Origin of the sequence: Streptomyces spinoverrucosus, assembly GCF_006539505.1 — a bacterium.
Lineage (GTDB): Bacteria > Actinomycetota > Actinomycetes > Streptomycetales > Streptomycetaceae > Streptomyces > Streptomyces spinoverrucosus.
This window is the reverse complement of sequence record NZ_BJND01000102.1, coordinates 1-21,912: the sequence shown is the minus strand read 5'-3', so window position 1 is coordinate 21,912 and position 21,912 is coordinate 1. Positions and strand designations below refer to the sequence as shown.

Genomic DNA, 21,912 nt, shown 5'->3' with positions numbered 1-21,912 from the left:
TCGGATGCGGGGGTTTTCTGCGTTTCAAGGCCCTTCAGGGGCCCTAGGGCACCCAAAGGCCCTCAGATCACAGACGTCCCGTCGTCTTGAGGGCCAGATACGCGTCCGCCAGCGCCGGGGCCAATTCATCTGGGGTCGCGTCCACGACCGTAACCCCGTGTCGGCGGAGTTGTTCGGCGGTGCGATGGCGTTCCGACTGGGCCTGGGCGGCGGCTGCGGCGTCGTAGACCGACTCCGTGTCTCCGCGAGAGGCCGCCATGCGGGCGATATAGGGGTCCGCCACTGATGCCACGAGGACTGTGTGGCGTTGCGTGAGCTGAGGGAGGACGGGCAGTAGGCCCTCTTCCACCGGGGCCGCGTCCAGGGTGGTGAGCAGGACGATCAGGGAGCGGCGGGGGGCCGTTCGGAGTGCTGTGGCGGCGAGGCCGCGGGCGTCCGTTTCGATGAGTTCCGGTTCGACGGTCGCCATGGCGTTGACCAAAGAGGGCAGTACGTCGCCGGCGGTGCGGCCCTGGACGAGGGCGCGTACCCGGCGGTCGTAGGCGAGCAGGTCGACGCGGTCGCCGGCGCGGGAGGCCAGGGCGGCCAGGAGCAGGGCCGCGTCCATGGAGGCGTCGAGGCGTGGGGCGTCGCCCACTCGGCCGGCTGAGGTGCGGCCGGTGTCGAGGACCAGGAGGATGTGGCGGTCGCGCTCGGGGCGCCAGGTTCGTACGGCGACCGAGGACTGGCGGGCGGTGGCGCGCCAGTCGATGGAGCGGGTGTCGTCGCCGGGGACGTACTCGCGCAGGCTGTCGAATTCTGTGCCCTCGCCTCGTTGCAGGACGCTCGTGCGGCCGTCGAGTTCGCGGAGACGGGCGAGTTTGGACGGGAGGTGCTTGCGGCTGGTGAAGGGGGGCAGGACGCGTAGGGTCCAGGGGACCTTGTGGGTGCCTTGGCGGGCGAACAGGCCCAGGGGGCCGTACGAGCGGATCGTCACGCGGTCGGCCTGGCGGTCGCCTCGGCGTGTGGGGCGTAGGCGGGTCGTGAGGCGGCGGCGTTCGCCCGCGGGGACCGTCAGGCGGTGGCGTGAGGCCGCGACCTCGGTGCCCGGCTGCCAGCTGCTGGGGGGCCACGCGTCGCGGAGGTGGGCGCGCAGGGGGCGCCGGGACGGGTTGGTGATGGTCAGGGTGACGTCGGCCGTTTCGCCCAGGCGGACGGAGGTGTCGCCGGAGCGGGTCAGGCCCAGGTGTCGTACCGGCGCCGCGAGAGCGAAGTCGCAGGCGCAGGCGATGGCCAGGGGGCCGTTCACGGCCAGGATGCCTGTCCAGCTGGGGTCCCACAGGCCGACGGGGAGGGATCCGAGGGCCGCAAGGAGTGCGGCGCGTCCGGTGAGTGCCATCAGCGTGGGACGGGGACGTGGGCGAGGATGGCGTTGATGACGGAGTCGGCCGTCACGCCTTCCATTTCGGCCTCCGGGCGGAGTTGGACTCGGTGGCGGAGGGTGGGGAGTGCCAGGGCCTTCACGTCGTCGGGGGTGACATAGTCGCGGCCGGTGAGCCATGCCCACGCGCGTGAGGTGGCGAGGAGGGCGGTGGCTCCGCGCGGGGACACGCCCAGGATGAGGGACGGCGATTCGCGGGTGGCTCGGCAGATGTCGACGACGTAGGCCGTGATTTCTGGGGAGATCGTGGTCTTGGCGACGGCCGCGCGTGCGGCGTCCAGGACGGCCCGGCCCGCTACGGGGCGTACGCCGGCGGCGCGCAGGTCGCGTGGGTTGAAGCCCTCGGCGTGGCGGGTGAGGACGTTGATCTCGTCCTGGCGTGAGGGGAGGGGGATGGTGAGTTTGAGAAGGAAACGGTCCAGCTGGGCTTCGGGGAGGGGGTATGTGCCTTCGTACTCGACCGGGTTCTGGGTCGCGGCGACCAGGAACGGCTCGGGGAGGGGGCGGGGGATGCCGTCGACCGTGACCTGGCGTTCCTCCATGGCTTCAAGGAGGGAGGACTGGGTCTTCGGGGGCGTTCGGTTGATCTCGTCGGCGAGGAGGAGGTTGGTGAAGACCGGGCCGGGCTGGAAGGAGAACTCGGCGGTACGGGCGTCGTAGACCAGAGAGCCGGTCACGTCGCTCGGCATGAGGTCGGGGGTGAACTGGACGCGCTTGGTGTCGAGTTCGAGTGCGGAGGCGAGCGCGCGGACGAGCAGCGTTTTGGCGACTCCGGGGACTCCTTCGAGGAGAACGTGTCCGCGGCAGAGGAGGGCGACGACAAGGCCGGTCACGGCGGGATCCTGGCCGACCACGGCCTTGGCGATCTCGGCGCGCAGGGCCTCCAGGGCGGCTCGGGCATTGCCCGGGTCCCCGGTCTGCCCGGCGTTGTCAGTGGTCGGGTCCATCATGGACGGCGTACCTCTCTTTCGAGGGCGTCGAGTTGGTCGGCGAGTGCGATGAGGGCTCCGTCGTCGCTGGGCGGCGGGCCGAAGAGGAGGGTGTGCAGGAACTGTCCGTCGCCGCGGAGGTGGGTGGACAGGGCGGGAAGCAGGGCTTCGGGCGTGTGCGCCTGGGCGACGGGGACGCCTACGAGGGGGGCGAGGCGAGTGCGGGTGGTGGAGCGAAGAGCGGTGGCCGCGCGGTCGCGGGCGGCTGCTTTGCGGTAGAGGCGGGCGCGGCCTTCGACGGTTTCGGAGGCGCGGATCGCCACGGGGAGTCTTTCGGGCACGAGGGGGCCGAGTCGGCGTGCCCTCCACAGGGCGGCGAGGGCTGCGGCGATGAAGAGCTGCAGGGTGCCCCAGAGCCAGCCGGAGGGGAGCAGGTCGAAGAAGCCGCGCTCGTCGTCCGGTGTGGTGGCGTCGGACAGTGAGGGGAGGTACCAGACCAGATGGGGGCGGGAGCCGAGGAGTTGGAGGGCGAGCGAGGCGTTGCCCTGCTTGTCGAGGCGTTCGTTGTACAGGATGTCGGGCGCGCCGAGGACGACGGTGTCGCCCCCGGTTGCCTCCGGGACGCGGACCAGGCTGGCCAGGCGCTGGCTGGGGTAGCACTCGTCGGCGTCGAGGTGGGTGGTGGTGTAGCGGAGGCCGCCGGTGTCGGCGGCGCCCGCGCGCAGGGCAGCAGGGAAGTCGCAGTTGGGCTCGAGCGTCGACTGGAGGCTGGTGGCGGGGTCCGCGTGGACGCCGGGTGCGAGCTGCTCGATGGAGGAGCTGCCGGCGGCGACGAGGATCGTACGTCCGCCGGAGTCGGCCACCGTGGAGCGCAGCAGGCTCTTTTGACGGTCCGTCAACATGTCGGGGACGGCGACCAGGAGGGTGGTGTCGGGGGCGGCTGCTGTGCGCGCTTCCTCCAAGGTGGTGACTACGCGGGTGGAGACGCCGCGGTCGGAGAGGAGTTCGGCGACGGCGCGGCTGCCCTGGGGAGCGGTGGAGCGCGGGTCGAGGCTGCCGCGCTGGGCGTCGGAGCGGACCAGGGCGATGACGATCGCTCCGGCCAGCAGGATGACGAGGGCGAGCGCGATGCCTCGCGCGCGGGTCCACACCTGGCGTGGGGTGCGCGAGGCCGAAGTGGTGGGGAGCGTGGCCTCGGGGGTCATCCGGCGGCTCCCTGGCGGGCGTTGTGGTCCGCGCTGTGGGCGCTGCTGCTGGTGAGCTGTGGCTTGGTGCGCTCCAGGTCGCGGTCGAGTTCGGCGATGCGGCGGTACCACGCCTCGGTCGCGGCGCGGCCGCCGTATGTCACGTCGTCGAAGTCCCGGGCGGCGGCTCGCAGTCGGTCCGCGTGGGAGGGCAGGGCGCGGCCCGCTTCGGCGGCTGCCTCGTCGGCGGTGCGGCCGGGGCGGGCGTCGAGGAGTGCGCGTTCCTCCAGGGAGCGGACGATGGCGCGCATGCGTTCCTGGAGGGCCTGGTTCCAGTGGCTCTGGGCGGCGTGGGCCTCGGCGGCGGCGCGGTGTTCGGCGGCGGTGCGGGGGCGGTCGTCGAACAGGGTGGCGGAGGAGACCGGTTGGCGGCGTGGGGTGCCCAGGCGCCACCACAGGGCGCCCAGGACCGCGAGGACGGCGACGATGACGACGACGAGGCCGAGTGTGCCGCCGGGGGTCGCGTCGGACGCGAGGCGGAGCAGTTTGCCGAGCCACTCCCAGAAGGCGTCGAGGGCGCGTTGGAGCAGGCCGGGGTCGTCCTCGTGGTACATGCGCCTGGACAGCTCGCGGCGGGCCGCTTCCCGCGCGGGGTCGCGGGGGATCGTCAGCGGCGGTTCGTCGTCGGAGGCGGGCAGCGACAGCAGGGACATGCCGCCCGTGCGGTGCGGCGGTCGTACGGTCAGGTCGCCGGCGCGCAGCCAGGCGCGTATGGCGGCTTCACCGGCGCCCGGCAGCGGTGGCGCGGCTGTGAGGACTCCCCCGGCCAGGTTCACCGCATCAGCTCCCGGGGGCGGGGTCGGTGGTGCCGGAGCCGTAGCCCTGGACACCGGCGGCGCGGGCCAGTTCGAGGTCGAGGGCCTCGCGGCGGATGCGCTGGTCGATGTAGAGGAGCACGGTGACGCCGGCCGTGATCGGGAACGTGATCATGGAACCGATCACCGAGCCGACCCCGCTGATGATCAGGAACGTCCAGCCGAAGTCGGCGGTGCCGTTGAGGAACCCGCCGACGCCGTCGCCGCTGAGGGCCGCGGCGAGGAACGTGAAGGGGATGACGACGATCGCCGCGACGATGTTGGCGATGATCGTGGCGAGCAGCTGGATGCCGAAGACCCGCCACCAGGCGCTGCGGACGAGCTTGGCGGAGCGGCTCATCGCTTTCACGATGCCCTGCTTCTCCAGCATCAGCGCCGGGGAGGCCAGGGAGAAGCGGACCATCAGCCACAGGGCGACGATGCCGGTGCACAGGCTGCCCAGGACGGTGAGAGCGGCGCCGGCGGCGCCTCCGCCTGCCAGGGTCACCAGGATGCCGGGCACGGCGCCGACGAGGGCGACACCGAGGGCGATGAGGAGCAGCAGGAAGATCAGGCCGAACAGCTTCAGCACGCGCGGGCGGGCGTCGCGCCAGGCCTCACCGGTGGTGACCGGCTTGCCCAGTACGGCGCGGCTGGTGACCATGGTCAGCAGCGCGGTCGCCGCGATGGTGCCGATCAGGGAGATCAGGAAGATGACCCCGGAGCTGAGCAGTGCGTCGCCCAGGGCGCGGGTGAGTTCGCCGAGGGTGGCGCTGGGGTCTTCGAGGGCCTCTGCGCTGGTCTGCTCGTTCAGGACCAGGCCCTGCAGCAGGATGACGATGATCTCCGTGACGACCGCGACGGTGAGGGCGATGCCGAGCACGGTGCGCCAGTAGGTGCGCATGGTGGAGACGGCACCGTCGAGGATCTCGCCGACGCCGAGCGGGCGCAGCGGGATCACGCCGGGCTTGGCCGCGGGCGGGGGGCCGCCCCACTGGCCGCCCCAACCGCCGTAGCCGCCGCCGGGGCCCTGCCAGTTGCCGTACCCGCCGCCGCCGTATCCGCCGGGGGGCTGGGTGCCGCCCCAGCCGGGGCCGGGCGGTGGGGGCGGGGGAGCCTGGCCGGGGCTCGGCGGGCCGGTCGGGGCGGACCACTGCGCGGGTGGCGGCTGCTCCTTGGACCACTTGGCGCCGGGGTCCGGCGCCTGGGGGCCTGGCTGGTCCTCGGGTTGCGAGGGCTGCGCGGGGGCGGGCCGGTCGGCCGGCTCGGCAGGGCCGGGCGTGCCGGGCTCCTGCCCGTTGGACGGGGCGGATCCGGGCGAGGCCCAGCCCGGAGTGTCGTTCATCATCGCTCCTTCACGGTGCCCGTCCGCGGTCGCGGCGGCAGGTTGGCAGACATCGTGCCATGGGGTGTTCACCCAGGGACCGGCCGCGGTATGGGCGGCACACCTTCAATTGTCCGTCGTACAGCGGGCAGACTGACCGCATGGCTGATCAGTACGCGCAATCCGGCGAGGACAAGTCGACCGGTATTCCGGCGATCCGCTGGGACGAACCCCCGGAAGGGCCGGTCGTGGTCCTTCTCGATCAGACGAGGCTGCCCGCCGAGGAGGTCGAACTGGTCTGTACGGACGCCCCCGCGCTGGTGGAGGCGATCCGGTCGCTCGCCGTGCGCGGGGCGCCGCTGCTCGGCATCGCGGGCGCGTACGGCGTCGCGCTCGCCGCCGCGCGCGGCTTCGACGTGGAGGAGGCCGCGGTCGCGCTGGCGGGCGCCCGGCCCACCGCGGTGAACCTCTCCGTCGGCGTGCGCCGGGCCCGCTCCGCGTACGACGCCGCGCTCGCCCGGGGTGCCGGCGCCGAGCAGGCCGCCGAGGCGGCGTTGGCGGCGGCGCGGCAACTGCACCGGGAGGACGCCGAGGCCAGTGCCCGGATGGCGGAGCACGGGCTGGCGCTGCTGGGCGAGTTGCTGCCGGGCGGCGGGCACCGGATCCTCACGCACTGCAACACCGGGTCGCTGGTGTCGGGCGGGGAGGGCACGGCGTTCGCCGTGGCGCTCGCGGCGCAGCGGGCGGGGCAGCTGCGGCGGCTGTGGGTGGATGAGACGCGTCCTTTGTTGCAGGGGGCTCGGCTCACGGCGTACGAGGCGGCGCGCAGCGGTATGGCGTACACCCTGCTCACCGACAACGCGGCGGGTTCGCTGTTCGCGGCCGGGGAGGTGGACGCGGTGCTGATCGGGGCCGACCGCATCGCGGCCGACGGCTCGGTCGCGAACAAGGTGGGGAGCTATCCGCTCGCTGTGCTGGCGCGGTATCACCATGTGCCGTTCATCGTGGTGGCGCCGGTGACGACGGTCGACCCGGAGACACCCAACGGGGCGTCCATCGAGGTCGAGCAGCGGGCGGGGTACGAGGTGACCGAGGTGGCGGCGCCCAACGTGCCGGTGACGGGCGCGGGCGGCGGGGTTCCGGTGGCGCCGTTGGGGACGCAGGCGTACAACCCGGCGTTCGACGTGACGCCGCCGGAGCTGGTCACGGCGATCGTCACCGAGGAGGGTGTGGTGTCGCCTGTGACTGCTGAGGCGCTGGCGGAGATGTGCGACAGGTCGCGGGGCGTGGCGATCGGCTGAGGAATGATGTCGGCCTGATCCACGGGTTTGGGCTCCTCGACCTGCGGAGTTCTGCGGGGAGAGGGGTCGTGGCATCCGATCAAGGCAGACAGTAGTGACCCCATACGACTATCGTCACTGGCCAGTGACCCTGCTCACCTGCGCCGCCTTCACTGTTATGAGAATGGGATGATGTCGTTTATGAAGGGACGAGTCCTTGTCGTCGACGACGACACCGCACTGGCCGAGATGCTCGGCATTGTGCTGCGTGGTGAAGGTTTTGAGCCGTCTTTCGTAGCCGACGGCGACAAGGCGCTGGCCGCGTTCCGGGAGACCAAGCCCGATCTGGTGCTGCTCGATCTGATGCTGCCCGGGCGTGACGGCATCGAGGTGTGCCGGCTGATCCGGGCGGAGTCCGGGGTGCCGATCGTGATGCTCACCGCGAAGAGCGACACCGTCGATGTCGTCGTGGGGCTCGAATCCGGAGCCGACGACTACATCGTCAAGCCGTTCAAGCCCAAGGAGCTCGTGGCCCGGATCCGGGCGCGGCTGCGCCGGTCGGAGGAGCCCGCGCCCGAGCAGCTCGCCATCGGTGACCTGGTCATCGACGTGGCCGGGCACTCCGTGAAGCGGGACGGGCAGTCGATCGCGCTGACGCCGCTGGAGTTCGACCTGCTGGTGGCGCTGGCCCGCAAGCCGTGGCAGGTGTTCACCCGCGAGGTGCTCCTGGAGCAGGTGTGGGGCTACCGGCACGCGGCGGACACCCGGCTGGTCAACGTCCATGTGCAGCGGCTGCGCTCCAAGGTCGAGAAGGACCCGGAGCGGCCGGAGATCGTGGTGACCGTCCGTGGTGTCGGTTACAAGGCCGGGCCGAGCTGACATGTCCGGGGACAGTGCCGCTTCGGCGCCCGGCAGGTCCGGGGGCGGTGCGGGGCGGCCTGTCGGCCGGAAGGCGGCGGGCTCCCGCTGGGGACGGTTCCTGGAGAGCGGGCTGCTCCAGGGCGGAGTCCAGGGCAGCCCCGTCCTTCGGCTGTTCATGCGCTGGGTGCGGCGTCCGCTGCTGCCCGTCATGCGGCTGTGGCGGCGCAACATCCAGCTCAAGGTCGTCGTCACGACCCTGCTGATGTCGCTGGGCGTCGTGCTGCTGCTCGGCTTCGTGGTCATCGGGCAGGTGCGCAACGGCCTGCTGGACGCGAAGGTGAAGGCGTCGCAGAGCCAGGCCACGGGCGGGTTCGCGGTGGCCAAGCAGCGGGCCGACGAGGCGGCGAGCCGGACCGCGGACGATCCGACCGCGGTGGACGGGCGGTCCTCGCAGAACGTCATCCAGTGGATGAGTGACCTGGTCTCCTCGCTGTCCAGCGGTGGTCAGGGCGCCTTCGACGTGGTCACGCTGCCCGCGGGTGACAACAGCGGCAGTGGTCGCGGGCCGCGTGCCTCCGGTGGCGTCGACCCCAACGAGAGCGTGCCCCAGGATCTGCGCGCGCGGGTCAACAGCAGTACGACGGCCGCGCAGAGCTACACCCGCATCATCTACAGCGGCGACAAGGACTCCCAGCCCGCGCTGGTCATCGGCAAGGAGGTCAACGACCCCAACGGTGACCCCTACCAGCTGTACTACCTCTTCCCGCTCACCCAGGAGGAGAAGTCGCTGAGCCTGGTCAAGGGGACCCTTGCGACGGCCGGTCTCTTCGTCGTCGTACTCCTCGGTGCCATCGCCTGGCTGGTGGTGCGGCAGGTCGTGACGCCGGTGCGGATGGCGGCCGGGATCGCCGAGCGGTTGTCCGCGGGGCGGTTGCAGGAACGGATGAAGGTCACCGGCGAGGACGACATCGCGCGGCTCGGCGAGGCCTTCAACAAGATGGCGCAGAACCTGCAGCTGAAGATCCAGCAGCTGGAGGACCTGTCGCGGATGCAGCGGCGGTTCGTGTCGGACGTGTCGCACGAGCTGCGTACGCCGCTGACGACCGTACGGATGGCCGCCGACGTCATCCATGAGGCGCGGGAGGACTTCGACCCGGTGACCGCGCGGTCGGCGGAGCTGCTCGCCGACCAGCTGGACCGGTTCGAGTCACTGCTGTCGGACCTGTTGGAGATCAGCCGCTTCGACGCGGGCGCGGCGGCGCTGGAGGCCGAGCCGATAGACCTCAGGGAGGTCGTACGGCGCGTGGTCAGCGGTGCCGAGCCGCTCGCCGAGCGCAAGGGAACGCACATACGGATCGTGGGCGACCAGCAGCCCGTCGTCGCCGAGGCGGACGCCCGGCGGGTTGAGCGGGTGCTGCGCAACCTCGTCGTCAACGCCGTGGAGCACGGCGAGGGCAAGGACGTCGTCGTCAAGCTCGCCGCGGCGGGCGGGGCGGTCGCGGTCGCGGTGCGCGACTACGGCGTCGGGCTCAAGCCGGGGGAGGCGACCCGCGTCTTCAACCGGTTCTGGCGGGCCGACCCGGCACGCGCGCGTACGACCGGCGGTACCGGCCTGGGGTTGTCCATCGCCCTGGAGGACGCCCGGCTGCACGGCGGCTGGCTGCAGGCGTGGGGTGAGCCGGGCGGCGGCTCGCAGTTCCGGCTGACGTTGCCGCGGACCGCGGACGAACCGCTCAGGGGCTCGCCGATACCGCTGGAACCCAAGGACTCGCGACGCAACCGCGGCCTCAACGACGCCGGGCTGCCGCGCGGCGGCGGCGAGAAGACCGCGACCGTGCCGGCCCAGCCGACGGGCGGCGGCCAGGTACCCACGCGGGACCCGATCGCACCCCGGTTGGCCGCCGTGGCCCCGACGGCCGACCCGACGGCGCTGCCCGGCAACGGCGCGCGCGTGGTGCCCCGGCCCGCAGGACCGGCGCGACGGCAGGGTGAGCAGCCGGTCGTGGAGGCGGCGCGCAGTACGGCCCCGTCCGGTGCCGCGGACGCCGGGCCGGAGGAGTCGAACGATCAAGGGGAGGCTGTTCGTGGTCGCTGACCGCGAGGGGGGCGCCCGGCGCACGCCGGGGCGCGCGGTGGCGTACGTCGCGTGTGGCGTCGTACTGCTGGCGGGGTGTGCCTCGATGCCCGACAGCGGGGACCTGCGGGGCGTGGAGTCGACGCCTCGCCAGGACACCCAGGTGCGGGTCTTCCCCATGCCGCCGCGTGAGGACGCACCGCCGTCGGAGATCGTGCAGGGCTTTCTGGAGGCGCTGACCAGCGATGATCCGCATTACGCGACGGCGAAGCAGTATCTGACGGCGACGGCCGCGAAGGCATGGCAGCCGGAGCTTTCCACCACGGTGCTCGCGGACGGGCCGGACACCCAGGCCGACTCCGCGGGGACCCGCGAGGACGGGCTCGACTTCTCGTTCACGTTGACGGGCACCAAGGTCGCCCTGGTGGACGCGCAGCAGTCGTACACGCCGACCGAGGGCTCCTACAGCAGGCAGGTGCACCTCACGCGGGACGAGAAGAGCAGGCAGTGGCGCATCGACGGGCTGCCGCAGGGCGTCGTCATGGGCCAGTCGGACTTCCAGCGCAACTACATGTCCGTCAACAAGTACTACTTCGCCCTGGATTCCGCGGTGGGCGCGTCCTCGCAGCCGGCGGCGGTCGCCGACCCCGTGTATGTGCGCCGGCGTGTGGACCCGATGACGCAGATGGTGCGCTCCCTGCTCAACGGACCGACGACCTGGCTTGGGCCCGCGGTCAGGTCGAGCTTCCCCAGCGGTACGGCGCTGCAGAAGGGCGTCAGCGAGCTGACGCCCGACGACCAGAACCGGCTGACCGTGCCGTTGAACGACAAGGCCGCCCGGATCGGGCCGGCCAAGTGCAACGAGATGGCCGCCCAGTTGCTGTTCACCCTGCAGAACCTCACGCCCGCGGTGGATGAGGTCGAACTGCAGGCGGGTGGTGCGCAGTTGTGCGTGCTGAACGAGGACGGGGCGGCGGCCGTCGCCGCGCGCGGGTCGGCCAGGCACGCCGACTATCTGTACTTCGTCGACGGTGAGAACCGGCTCGTACGGATTCCGGCCGGCAGCCGGAGCGCGGTGGCCGAACCGGTGCCGGGCGAACTGGGCGAGGGCGTGCGGGCGTTGCGCTCGGCGGCGGTGTCGCGGGACGAGCACACCGCGGCCGGGGTCGCCCTGGACGGCAAGGCGCTGTACGTCGGGTCGCTCGCGTCGGGCGGTTCGCTCGGGGAGCCGGTGGTGCGTAGTACGGGCCGGACGGAGAAGGACCGGCTGACCACGCCCAGTTGGGACGCGCGGGGCGACCTGTGGGTGGCCGACCGCAACCCGGACGACCCGCGGCTGCTCGTGCTTCCCGAGGGCAAGGAGGAGCCGCTCACGGTGCAGATTCCGCGGCTGGACGGGCGGATCCAGTCCGTGCGGGTCGCGGCCGACGGCGTACGGATCGCGCTGATCGTGGAGAAGGACGGCAAGCAGTCCCTGCAGGTCGGGCGGATCGATCGGGGCGAGAAGGACCGGGTGACCGGGAAGCCGCAGGTGTCGGTTCTCGATCTGCGGTCCGCCGCACCGCAGTTGGAGGAGGTCACCACCATGTCCTGGGCCGGTGACGGCCGGCTCGTGGTGGTCGGGCGCGAGGAGGGGGGCGTGCAGCAGATGCGGTACGTCCAGGTCGACGGGTCCATGCCGGAAGTTCCGGCGCCCGACGCGCTGACCGGGGTGAAGGAGATCGCCGCGTCCGAGGACGACCGGTTGCCGCTGGTGGCGTACTCGGTGGACGGGATCGTGCGGCTGCCGGACGGGACGCAGTGGCAGACGGTGGTGAAGGACGGGTCGGCGCCGGTGTATCCGGGCTGAGGGTCGGTTGTTCGTCCCCGGGCGGGGTCGGGTTCTTCAGCACTGTTTCCGCTTGTCGTGGGCCTGCGTGGAGTTATCCACAGGCAGTTGTCCACAGGGGTGGTGGGGCGCAGCGGGCGTTGGCACAGTGGTGGGCATGCGGGGGTGGTGGCAGGACCTCACCGACCTGGTGCTGCCGGCCGAGTGCGGAGGCTGCGGTAGGCCTCGCACGGTGCTCTGCCCGGAGTGCCGTGATGCCCTGAGTGGGGCCGTACCACGCCGAGTGCGACCGGTGCCGGAGCCGTGGGGACTGCCGGTCGTGTACGCGGCGGCGCCGTACGCGGACGAGGTGCGGGCCGTGCTGCTGGCGCACAAGGAGCGGGGTGCGCTGCCGCTTGCCCGGCCGCTCGGCGTGGCTCTCGCGGGAGCTGTGCGGGCGGGGCTGTCCGGGTTTTCGCTCGATGGGCCGCTGTTGCTCGTTCCCGTGCCGTCGGGGCGTGGGGCGGTGCGGGCGCGGGGGCATGATCCGGCCCGGCGGATCGCGCTCGCGGCGGCGGCCGAGCTGCGCCGTACGGGGACGTCGGCGCGCGTGCTCGCGGTGCTGCGGCAGCGGCGGCCGGTCGCCGACCAGGCGGGGCTCGACGCCCGGCAGCGGCTGGAGAACCTCGCGGGCGCCCTGTCGGTGGCCGCCGGTGGTGCCGGGCTGTTGCGGGCCGGGCCGGTGGTGCTGGTGGACGACCTGATGACGACGGGCGCGTCCCTGACCGAGGCGGCGCGGGCCATCCGGGTGGCGTTGGCGGAGGAAACGGCTGGTTACGGCGGTGCGGCATTTGCGACGCGCGGAGATGTGGTGACGGCTGTGTACGTGGGAGTCAATGGGGAAAGGACAGGGGAACGGATGAGGGGATCAATGGAAGGCAGCACGGACCGTGAGGGGGCCGTGCCGGGAAAGGCGAACAGTGCCTGTGACGTGATCCGCGCTGCGGTGATCGCGGCGCCGCCGGATTCTTTCGAAATAAACCGGAACTGACTGCGAAGTTGCATCGTTGCAGGTAGTGGGAGGGTCAATTCGCCGGAACGGAGGTACGCGGCAGTAGAGGGTGACGACATCCGTCCGGGCGAGATATGTTCGGTTGTGAGGGAAAGCCGCAGGCCACACCTCGCTTATCCGAATGCCGTGCTGCGGGTTTTCCGCAATCACCCGGGCCGGCTGGGTGGAGATCTTGCCCATGGGGGAGGAGGTGGACGTCGCCGAGTCCGAGGTTCCGGGGTTCACCGGGACCTGGTGCACAAGGGAGATGCTCCGCCAGTGGAGCGGAGCGATCCGGGAACGGAGTTCTGCGTGGACATCGTCGTCAAGGGCCGCAAGACCGAGGTGCCCGAGCGGTTCCGCAAGCACGTGGCCGAGAAGCTGAAGCTGGACAAGATCCAGAAGCTCGATGGCAAGGTGATCAGCCTCGACGTCGAGGTGTCCAAGGAGCCCAACCCCCGACAGGCCGACCGTTGTGACCGGGTGGAGATCACGCTCCGCTCCCGCGGTCCGGTGATCCGGGCGGAGGCAGCGGCCAGCGATCCGTATGTGGCTCTCGACCTGGCCGCGGAGAAGCTGGAGGCCCGGCTGCGCAGGCAGCACGACAAGCGTCACACGCGCCGGGGCGTGCGCAGGCTGACGGCAGCCGAGGTCCCCGACCACGTTCCGGGCGCCGCGACACTCAACGGCAACCGCAACACCTTCCAGGCGGACGAGCCGGAGGGAGTGCCCAAAAAGAAGATCGGCTCGCTGGAAGTACAGGGCGACGGCCCCCTCGTGGTCCGCGAGAAGACCCACGTCGCAGCACCCATGACCCTCGACCAGGCGCTCTACGAGATGGAGCTGGTCGGGCACGACTTCTATCTGTTCGTCGACTCCGAGACGAAGGAACCGAGTGTCGTCTACCGGCGGCACGCGTACGACTACGGCGTGATTCACCTCAGGACGGACACGATGGTCACTCAGGCGCCCTCTCCTGAGGCGGGCGGCCCGCTGGGCGGCTGACTGTTCCGGACGACAGCTGATCCGGGTGCCCCTGGAGTGCGTGTGCGCTCCCAGGGGCACCCGTGTGCGACCACTTCACCCACCGCTTCGACACCGGAGTGTCGTCCGGGCATGAAATCATGGCCGCAACGGCTCAACCGGTGGGCCGTTGCCTTGGGTTGGCGATGGCACAGGACCACAGGCCACAGCCTTCAGGGGGAGGAACGATGGCGGACAGCTTCGGACCGATGCATGACGAGGACGCCGACGACGGCGTCGTCGGCATGGGCCCGGACGAGGGCTCTTCACGCCAGGAACCCATCCGTGTCCTGGTGGTGGACGACCACGCCCTCTTCCGCCGTGGCCTGGAGATCGTGCTCGCGGCCGAGGAGGACATTCAGGTCGTCGGGGAGGCGGGCGACGGGGCCGAGGCCGTGGAGAAGGCCGCCGACCTGCTGCCCGACATCGTCCTGATGGACGTACGGATGCCGAAACGGGGCGGGATCGAGGCGTGCACTTCCATCAAGGAGGTGGCGCCCAGCGCCAAGATCATCATGTTGACGATCAGCGACGAGGAAGCCGACCTCTACGACGCCATCAAGGCGGGGGCGACCGGATATCTCCTCAAGGAGATCTCCACGGACGAGGTGGCCACGGCGATCCGCGCGGTGGCCGACGGGCAGTCGCAGATCAGCCCGTCCATGGCGTCGAAACTGCTCACCGAGTTCAAGTCGATGATCCAGCGGACGGACGAGCGGCGGCTGGTGCCCGCGCCGCGGCTGACCGACCGTGAGCTGGAAGTGCTCAAGCTGGTCGCCACGGGGATGAACAACCGGGACATCGCCAAGGAGTTGTTCATCTCCGAGAACACCGTGAAGAACCATGTGCGCAACATCCTGGAGAAGCTGCAACTGCACTCCAGGATGGAGGCCGTGGTCTACGCCATGCGGGAGAAGATCCTCGAGATCCGCTGATCCCGGTCAGGCCAGTGCGCGGGCGAGCTCCCTGGTGAGGGGCTCGCGCAGATCCGGCGCGTCCACCCGTTCCACACGCACGTTCGTGCAGTCCACCCAGCTCGCCGCCTCTATCAGGGCCTGGGCCACCGCCGGGACCGCCTTCGGGCCGTCCAGGGTGACCTGCTTGGCCACGAGGGTGCGGCCCTCGCGAGCCGGGTCGACGCGGCCCACGAGGTGGCCGCCGGACAGCACGGGCATCGCGAAGTAGCCGTACACCCGCTTCTGCTTGGGGACGTAGGCCTCCAGGCGGTGGGTGAAGCCGAAGATGCGCTCGGTGCGGGCCCGCTCCCAGATCAGGGAGTCGAAGGGGGACAGCAGTGTGGTGCGGTGACGGCCGCGCGCAGGTGTCTCCAGGGCCGCCGGGTCCGCCCAGGCCGGCTTGCCCCAGCCCTCGACGGTGACGGGGACCAGGCCCGAGTCGGCGATCACCGCGTCGACCTGCTCGCCCTTGAGGCGGTGGTAGTCGGCGATGTCCGCGCGCGTGCCGACGCCGAGGGACTGGCCGGCCAGGCGGACCAGGCGGCGCAGGCATTCGGTGTCGTCGAGTTCGTCGTGCAGCAGGGCTTCGGGGACGGCGCGTTCGGCGAGGTCGTAGACGCGCTTCCAGCCGCGGCGCTCAACGCAGACCACCTCGCCGTACATCAGGGCGCGTTCGACGGCGACCTTCGTGCCGGACCAGTCCCACCACTCGCTGGTGCGTTTGGCGCCGCCCAGTTCCGTGGCCGTCAGGGGGCCCTCGGTGCGGAGCTGCTTGATGACCTGGTCGTAGGTGCCGTCGGGGAGTTCGTGGTTCCAGTGCGGGCGGTCGCGGTAGGCGCGGCGGCGGAAGGCGAAGTGGGGCCACTCCTCGATGGGGAGGATGCACGCGGCGTGCGACCAGTACTCGAAGGCGTGGGTGTCCTTCCAGTAGGCGTTCGCGACGGTGGTGCGGCCCACCGCGCCCAGGCGGGCGTACGGGACGAGTTCGTGGGAGCGGGCGAGGACCGAGATGGTGTCGAGCTGGATCGCGCCCAGGTGGCGGAGTATGCCGCGGACGCCGGCCCTGCGCTGGGGCGTGCCCAGGAAGCCCTGGGCGCGAAGGGCGATACGGCGGGCTTCGTCGGCGGTCAGATCCGTGGCGGGGCGCGGCGTCGTCATGCTTCCGCACGATAGGGGGTGGCACTGACAACGCGGGGTGAGCTGCGGTTTCGCTACCGCTCCGCGGGGAGGTAGGGCGCCGTCGACGGCAGTCCCAGGTCCGACGGCAGGAGCGAACCCACCCAGCAGTCCCGGCGTACCCCCTTGTTGTTGAGCGCGGAGCGCAGGGTGCCCTCCATGGTGAAGCCGGCGCGTTCCGCCACCGCGCGGGAGGCGCTGTTGCCCACTTCCGCGCGCCACTCGACCCGGTCGACGGACAGCTCGGTGAAGGCCCAGCGGGAGGCGGTGAGGGCGGCTTCGGTGATGTAGCCGTTGCCGCGGTGCTCCTTGGTGGCCCAGAAGCCGACCTCGGCCATGGCCAGGGACCGCATGGTGAGTCCCAGCATGCCCGCCAGTTCCCCCGCGGGGAGGAAGACGCCGAAGGTGAACATCGAGGCGTTGGCCCAGCCCTCCGGGACCAGGTGCTCCGTGAAGCTCTCGGCGTGTTCGCGCAGGTACGGGGAGGGGATCGTGGTCCAGCGCTGGATGTCGGGGTCCTGGGCGGCGGCGTACACGGCCTCGGTGTCGTGCGGGCCGACCGTGCGCAGGAGGAGGCGGTCCGTGGTGAGCGTGACGGGTTCCATCGGCCGATTCTGCTCAGGGCGCGTCGCAGGCGCCATTCCTTTGCCGTCCGTGATGGCGTGTTCACACTTCGCGCAATTCATCGACCGTGCGCGGCACCATCCGCGGGCCCCGTCCGTTGTCCCCTTTGAAGAGAATGTGCATCAGGCGAGCGGCAGTGTGCGGTCGTCGTCACGGCAGGCCTCCCGGCGCGGCCGGGTCCTCGCATACGATGGCCGTTGCTCAGTACGTCAGAAGGAAACCGACCGTCCCAGGCCCGACCGGCAAGGAGACCAACCCCCGTGTCCGTCCTCTCGAAGATCATGCGTGCAGGCGAAGGCAAGATCCTGCGCAAGCTGCACCGCATCGCGGACCAGGTCAACTCCATCGAAGAGGACTTCGTCGACCTCTCCGACGCCGAGCTGCGGGCCCTCACCGATGAGTACAAGCAGCGCTACGCCGACGGTGAGAGCCTGGACGACCTGCTCCCCGAGGCGTTCGCCACGGTGCGGGAGGCCGCCAAGCGCGTCCTCGGCCAGCGGCACTACGACGTCCAGATGATGGGCGGCGCCGCCCTGCACCTCGGCTACGTCGCCGAGATGAAGACCGGTGAGGGCAAGACCCTCGTCGGCACCCTGCCCGCGTATCTGAACGCCCTCTCCGGAGACGGCGTGCACATCATCACGGTCAACGACTACCTGGCCGAGCGCGACTCCGAGATGATGGGCCGCATTCACAGGTTCCTGGGCCTGAGCGTCGGCTGCATCCTGGCCAACATGACGCCGGCCCAGCGCCGCGAGCAGTACGCGTGCGACATCACGTACGGCACGAACAACGAGTTCGGCTTCGACTACCTGCGCGACAACATGGCGTGGTCGAAGGAGGAGCTGGTCCAGCGCGGCCACAACTTCGCCATCGTCGACGAGGTCGACTCCATCCTCATCGACGAGGCCCGTACGCCGCTGATCATCTCCGGCCCGGCCGACCAGGCCACCAAGTGGTACGGCGACTTCGCCAAGCTGGTCACCCGCCTCAAGCGCGGTGAGGCCGGCCAGCCGCTCAAGGGCATCGAGGAGACCGGCGACTACGACGTCGACGAGAAGAAGCGCACGGTCGCCATCCACGAGAGCGGCGTCAGCAAGGTCGAGGACTGGCTGGGCATCGACAACCTCTACGAGTCGGTGAACACGCCGCTGGTGGGCTACCTGAACAACGCCATCAAGGCCAAGGAACTCTTCAAGAAGGACAAGGACTACGTCGTCATCGACGGCGAAGTCATGATCGTCGACGAGCACACCGGCCGTATCCTCGCCGGCCGCCGCTACAACGAGGGCATGCACCAGGCGATCGAGGCGAAGGAAGGGGTGCCGATCAAGGACGAGAACCAGACGCTCGCCACGATTACCCTGCAGAACTTCTTCCGCCTCTACGACAAGCTCTCCGGCATGACCGGTACGGCGATGACCGAGGCCGCCGAGTTCCACCAGATCTACAAGCTCGGCGTGGTCCCGATCCCGACCAACAGGCCGATGATCCGCAAGGACCAGTCGGACCTGATCTACCGCACCGAGGTCGCCAAGTTCGACGCGGTCGTCGACGACATCGCCGAGAAGCACGAGAAGGGCCAGCCGATCCTGGTCGGCACCACCTCGGTCGAGAAGTCCGAGTACCTCTCGCAGCAGCTCAGCAAGCGCGGCATCCAGCACGAGGTGCTGAACGCCAAGCAGCACGACCGTGAGGCGCAGATCGTCGCCCAGGCCGGCCGCAAGGGCGCCGTGACCGTGGCGACCAACATGGCCGGCCGTGGTACGGACATCAAGCTCGGCGGCAACCCCGACGACCTCGCCGAGGCCGAGCTGCGCCAGCGCGGCCTCGACCCCGAGGAGCACATCGAGGAGTGGGCTGCCGCGCTTCCCGCCGCTCTGGAGCGGGCCGAGAAGGCGGTGCGGGCCGAGTTCGAAGAGGTCAAGGACCTCGGTGGGCTGTACGTGCTGGGCACCGAGCGGCACGAGTCCCGTCGTATCGACAACCAGCTGCGCGGTCGTTCCGGCCGTCAGGGCGACCCGGGCGAGTCGCGCTTCTACCTCTCCCTCGGTGACGACCTGATGCGGCTGTTCAAGGCGCAGATGGTCGAGCGCGTGATGTCGATGGCGAACGTCCCGGACGATGTGCCGATCGAGAACAAGATGGTCACGCGCGCGATCGCGTCCGCGCAGTCGCAGGTCGAGCAGCAGAACTTCGAGACCCGTAAGAACGTCCTGAAGTACGACGAGGTCCTCAACCGGCAGCGCGAGGTCATCTACGGCGAGCGGCGCCGCGTCCTGGAGGGCGAGGACCTGCACGAGCAGGTCCAGCACTTCATGGACGACACGATCGACGCCTACGTCGCCGCGGAGACCGCCGAGGGCTTCGCCGAGGAGTGGGACCTGGACCGGCTGTGGGGCGCCTTCAAGCAGCTCTACCCGGTGAAGATCACCGTCGAGGAGCTGGAGGAGGCGGCCGGCGACCGCGCCGGGCTCACCGCCGACTTCATCGCCGAGTCCATCAAGGACGACATCCACGAGCAGTACGAGGCGCGTGAGGCGCAGCTCGGCTCCGAGATCATGCGTGAGCTGGAGCGCCGGGTCGTGCTGTCGGTCCTGGACCGCAAGTGGCGCGAGCACCTCTACGAGATGGACTACCTCCAGGAGGGCATCGGCCTGCGCGCGATGGCGCAGAAGGACCCGCTGGTCGAGTACCAGCGCGAGGGCTTCGACATGTTCACCGCCATGATGGAGGGCATCAAGGAGGAGTCCGTCGGCTACCTGTTCAACCTGGAGGTCCAGGTCGAGCAGCAGGTCGAGGAGGTCGAGGTCCCCGTCGAGGAAGCCAGGCCGAGCCTGGAGAAGCAGGACGCGGTGCCCGCGCAGGCGGGGCCCCGCCCGGAGATCCGCGCCAAGGGCCTGGAGGCCCCGCAGCGGCGGAACCTCCACTTCACCGCGCCGACCGTGGACGGTGAGGGCGGCACCATCGAGGGCGACTTCAGCGAGGACGGCGAGCCTGTGCGCTCGGCGGCGGACGGCCTCACGCGCGCGGAGCGCCGCAAGCAGGCGAAGAGCGGGCGGCGCCGGAAGAAGTGACGGCGCGGGTGCCTGTGGCGCCGTAGCGGATGGAACGAAGGGCCGGGTCACCTCAGGGTGTCCGGCCCTTCGGCATGGGATCAGTTGTCGTCCGTGGTGCGTGGACGCGGGCCGCCGAGTTCTACCGCCGTGCAGCGCCAGCGGTGGTCGCGGCCCAGTTCCAGGCGGAAGGCCATGGCGCGCAGGCGGTTGCCGGTGCCGATGCGGGCGAAGGCCTCGATGGCGCCGGGGCGGGGTTCGAAGTAGCCGATGTCGCGGATGACGGGGCGGGGGCCGCGGGCGCGCAGGGGGCCGTCCTCGGCGAGGCGGGCCAGGTCGTCGTAGGCCGGTCCTGCGGTGTGGCGCAGCATGGCGTGGACAGGGCGCTGGCCGCTGAGGACGAGGAGCAGGCGGTCGGCGAAGAGGTCGATGGGGCGGAGTTGCGGGACGGCGGGCCGCGTGGCGGTGGGCGTCGTACGGATGGGAGCGGCGCCCCGGGGGCGGGGTGGGCTGCCGCCCGGGCGGCGGGTGTCGCGGCGGGTCGGGGGACGGGAGGTGGCGTGGCGCTGTGCGGTCCTGGTCATGACCTTGTTCATGGGGATCCCCGTTTCGCTGAGCCCGGTCACCTGGTCCGTACCGGGCGGTAACTTTCTGCTGGGGATCTTGTACGGGGCCGGTTCGCGGGGCGGCAAGCCGACGGGCGCGGGGCCGAGGGGGCCGGAAACTTCACCTATCCGGGTGATTGGTGGCGGTGAAAGCCCATGATTGCGGGGGCGGACCGGGTGAATTTCCGGCCTGGGGTGGACGCTGCCCGGGGTGCGGGGAGGGACTCGAAAGGGGACCCCTCGCACGTATCCTGAAGGCCCTTCACGCGGGCTTGTGGAGCCCTCCGACCACGAAAGCGGCCAGCCATGCGCGTCTACGTCCCCCTGACCCTCCCCGGGCTCGCCGAGGCGTACAAGACGGGCGAGGTGGGGGCCGGGCCGCTCGTCGCGTATGCCGTCACGCCCGCGTTGCGCGAGTGGTACCTCTCCGACGACATCGAGGAGCTGGAGTACGCGGCGCTGAGCCGGGCCGCGCTGGCCTCGCTGCGGCTGCTCGCGGCTGACCCCGGGGCGCCCCGGCGGCGGGTCGTGGTCGCCGTCGACGTACCCGACGGGCAGGCGAGCGCCGAGCCCGGGCGGGGCCCCGATCCGGCGGCGCTGGGGGAGGTGCGGGTCGCCGGTGCGGTGGCGTTGGCCAAGGTGGCGTCGGTGCATGTCGACTCGACGGAGGCGGAGCCGGACGTGGCCGCCGCGGCGCAGGCCCTGCAGGCGGCGGACGCGGGGGACGACGACGCGCAGTTCGTCGTGGACGGGGCCGAGGATCATGAACTGCTGTGGTACGCGAGGCAGGAGATCCCGAATCTGGTGGGGCTGGGGGATTGACGGGGTCGTACCGCGCTGGTCCCCGCCCCGCGTACCCCGCTGATCGTCACCCCGGCGTACCCCGCTGACCTGAGGACTCTCTTGATTGTCAGTGGGGGCGGGTAACGTTTTTGGGCATGGGGATGCAGGGAGCTTCGCACATTGTGTGGGACTGGAACGGCACGCTGTTCCATGACAATGACGCGATCATCGGGGCGACGAACGCGGCCTTCGCCGAGCTGGGGCTGGAGCCGATCACGCTGGAGCAGTACCGGGCGCTGTACTGCGTACCGGTGCCGAAGTTCTACGAGCGGCTGATGGGGCGGCTGCCGACTGATGCCGAGTGGCTCGTCATGGACGAGACCTTCCATCGGTACTACGCCGAGCACCGCGTGCGGTGCGGGCTGACCGAGGGGGCGGAGCAGCTGCTCATGGACTGGGTGGCGGGCGGGCGCAGCCAGTCGATTCTGAGCATGTATGTGCATGACGAACTCGTGCCGCTGGTGCGCGGGTTCGGGATCGAGCCGCACTTCATACGGGTCGACGGGCGGACCGGGCCGTCCGGCGGCAGCAAGGCCGAGCACATGGTGCGGCATGTGGCCGCGCTGGCCGGGGTGGATCCGTCCCGCACGGTGGTGATCGGAGATGCCGCGGACGACGCGGTGGCGGCGCGGCATGTGGGAGCGAAGGCCGTGCTCTACACCGGCGGATCGCACGGGCGGGCCAGCCTGGAGGAGGCTGGGGCGCCGGTGGTGGATTCGCTGGCGGAGGCGGTCGCTCTGGCGGAGGAGATAGCCGCCTGAGTGGGGTTCGGTGCGGTGCCGTCGGAGCTGCCTGAGTGGGGTTCGGTGCGGTGCCGTCGGAGCTGCCTGAGTGGGGTTCGGTGC

18 protein-coding genes are annotated in these 21,912 nt (G+C 70.9%); 10 read left to right on the top strand and 8 right to left on the bottom strand.

Features of this window, described 5'->3' with window-relative positions; all coding sequences use genetic code 11:
• Positions 1–67: 67 nt before the first annotated feature.
• Genes SSP24_RS39855 through SSP24_RS39835 form a run of 5 tightly spaced genes read right to left on the bottom strand, consistent with a single transcriptional unit; the run spans position 68 to position 5,732 of the window.
• Entirely contained in the window at positions 68–1,378 is a 1,311-nt protein-coding gene (locus SSP24_RS39855; protein ID WP_141315753.1) for a DUF58 domain-containing protein, read from the bottom strand.
• Positions 1,378–2,367: an AAA family ATPase gene (locus tag SSP24_RS39850; RefSeq protein ID WP_141315757.1), complete on the bottom strand. Its 990-nt coding sequence runs from the start codon at positions 2,365–2,367 to the stop codon at positions 1,378–1,380. The genes SSP24_RS39855 and SSP24_RS39850 overlap by 1 nt, the downstream gene beginning before the upstream one ends.
• Positions 2,367–3,554: a DUF4350 domain-containing protein gene (locus SSP24_RS39845; protein WP_141315751.1), complete on the bottom strand. Its 1,188-nt coding sequence runs from the start codon at positions 3,552–3,554 to the stop codon at positions 2,367–2,369. Before SSP24_RS39845 ends, SSP24_RS39850 begins: the two co-directional genes overlap by 1 nt.
• Positions 3,551–4,369, bottom strand: a complete 819-nt coding sequence (locus SSP24_RS39840) for a DUF4129 domain-containing protein (protein ID WP_141315749.1) — start codon at positions 4,367–4,369, stop codon at positions 3,551–3,553. The genes SSP24_RS39845 and SSP24_RS39840 overlap by 4 nt, the downstream gene beginning before the upstream one ends.
• Before the next feature lie 4 nt (positions 4,370–4,373).
• The gene (locus SSP24_RS39835) at positions 4,374–5,732 is read right to left on the bottom strand and encodes a DUF7847 domain-containing protein (RefSeq protein WP_141315755.1); all 1,359 of its coding nucleotides are present in this window, start codon (positions 5,730–5,732) and stop codon (positions 4,374–4,376) included.
• Between the two features lie 140 nt (positions 5,733–5,872).
• Between SSP24_RS39835 and mtnA the strand changes: the two genes are divergently transcribed.
• The 7 genes from mtnA to SSP24_RS39800 all read left to right on the top strand — a co-directional run bounded on the left by mtnA (position 5,873) and on the right by SSP24_RS39800 (position 14,742).
• The gene (gene mtnA / locus SSP24_RS39830; RefSeq protein WP_141315747.1) at positions 5,873–7,012 is read left to right on the top strand and encodes an S-methyl-5-thioribose-1-phosphate isomerase; all 1,140 of its coding nucleotides are present in this window, start codon (positions 5,873–5,875) and stop codon (positions 7,010–7,012) included.
• A 168-nt stretch (positions 7,013–7,180) separates the two neighbouring features.
• Complete coding sequence (gene mtrA / locus SSP24_RS39825; RefSeq protein ID WP_015659998.1) at positions 7,181–7,870, top strand: two-component system response regulator MtrA; 690 nt, start codon at positions 7,181–7,183, stop codon at positions 7,868–7,870.
• A gap of 1 nt (position 7,871) precedes the next feature.
• Complete coding sequence (mtrB, locus tag SSP24_RS39820; RefSeq protein ID WP_141315745.1) at positions 7,872–9,947, top strand: MtrAB system histidine kinase MtrB; 2,076 nt, start codon at positions 7,872–7,874, stop codon at positions 9,945–9,947.
• Positions 9,937–11,775, top strand: a complete 1,839-nt coding sequence (locus SSP24_RS39815) for an LpqB family beta-propeller domain-containing protein (RefSeq protein ID WP_141315742.1) — start codon at positions 9,937–9,939, stop codon at positions 11,773–11,775. Before mtrB ends, SSP24_RS39815 begins: the two co-directional genes overlap by 11 nt.
• Positions 11,776–11,911: 136 nt before the next feature.
• Positions 11,912–12,784, top strand: coding sequence for a ComF family protein (locus SSP24_RS39810; protein WP_141315740.1), 873 nt, complete (start codon positions 11,912–11,914; stop codon positions 12,782–12,784).
• Between the two features lie 312 nt (positions 12,785–13,096).
• The gene (gene hpf, locus SSP24_RS39805) at positions 13,097–13,789 is read left to right on the top strand and encodes a ribosome hibernation-promoting factor, HPF/YfiA family (protein ID WP_373306704.1); all 693 of its coding nucleotides are present in this window, start codon (positions 13,097–13,099) and stop codon (positions 13,787–13,789) included.
• 206 nt (positions 13,790–13,995) lie between these two features.
• On the top strand, positions 13,996–14,742 hold the full coding sequence (locus SSP24_RS39800) for a response regulator (RefSeq protein ID WP_141315735.1): 747 nt from the start codon (positions 13,996–13,998) through the stop codon (positions 14,740–14,742).
• Positions 14,743–14,748: 6 nt separating this feature from the next.
• Here SSP24_RS39800 and SSP24_RS39795 read toward each other — a convergent pair whose 3' ends face one another.
• Positions 14,749–15,921 carry a winged helix-turn-helix domain-containing protein gene (locus SSP24_RS39795; protein ID WP_141315733.1) on the bottom strand — a complete coding sequence of 391 codons (1,173 nt, stop codon included), beginning with the start codon at positions 15,919–15,921 and terminating at the stop codon, positions 14,749–14,751.
• A 53-nt stretch (positions 15,922–15,974) separates the two neighbouring features.
• Positions 15,975–16,544 (bottom strand): GNAT family N-acetyltransferase, encoded by a 570-nt coding sequence (locus SSP24_RS39790; RefSeq protein ID WP_141315731.1) that lies wholly within the window; start codon positions 16,542–16,544, stop codon positions 15,975–15,977.
• Between the two features lie 279 nt (positions 16,545–16,823).
• On the opposite strand from SSP24_RS39790, the gene secA reads away from it, so the two are divergent.
• Positions 16,824–19,640: a preprotein translocase subunit SecA gene (gene secA / locus SSP24_RS39785; protein ID WP_141315728.1), complete on the top strand. Its 2,817-nt coding sequence runs from the start codon at positions 16,824–16,826 to the stop codon at positions 19,638–19,640.
• An 80-nt stretch (positions 19,641–19,720) separates the two neighbouring features.
• Here the strand turns inward: secA and SSP24_RS39780 are convergent, their stop codons facing one another.
• Complete coding sequence (locus SSP24_RS39780) at positions 19,721–20,215, bottom strand: Rv3235 family protein (RefSeq protein ID WP_141315726.1); 495 nt, start codon at positions 20,213–20,215, stop codon at positions 19,721–19,723.
• A gap of 315 nt (positions 20,216–20,530) precedes the next feature.
• On the opposite strand from SSP24_RS39780, the gene SSP24_RS39775 reads away from it, so the two are divergent.
• Together SSP24_RS39775 and SSP24_RS39770 are read left to right on the top strand one after the other, a co-directional pair.
• Positions 20,531–21,046, top strand: a complete 516-nt coding sequence (locus SSP24_RS39775) for a DUF6912 family protein (protein ID WP_141315724.1) — start codon at positions 20,531–20,533, stop codon at positions 21,044–21,046.
• A gap of 116 nt (positions 21,047–21,162) precedes the next feature.
• Positions 21,163–21,828, top strand: coding sequence for an HAD family hydrolase (locus tag SSP24_RS39770; protein ID WP_141315722.1), 666 nt, complete (start codon positions 21,163–21,165; stop codon positions 21,826–21,828).
• Positions 21,829–21,912 lie beyond the last annotated feature (84 nt).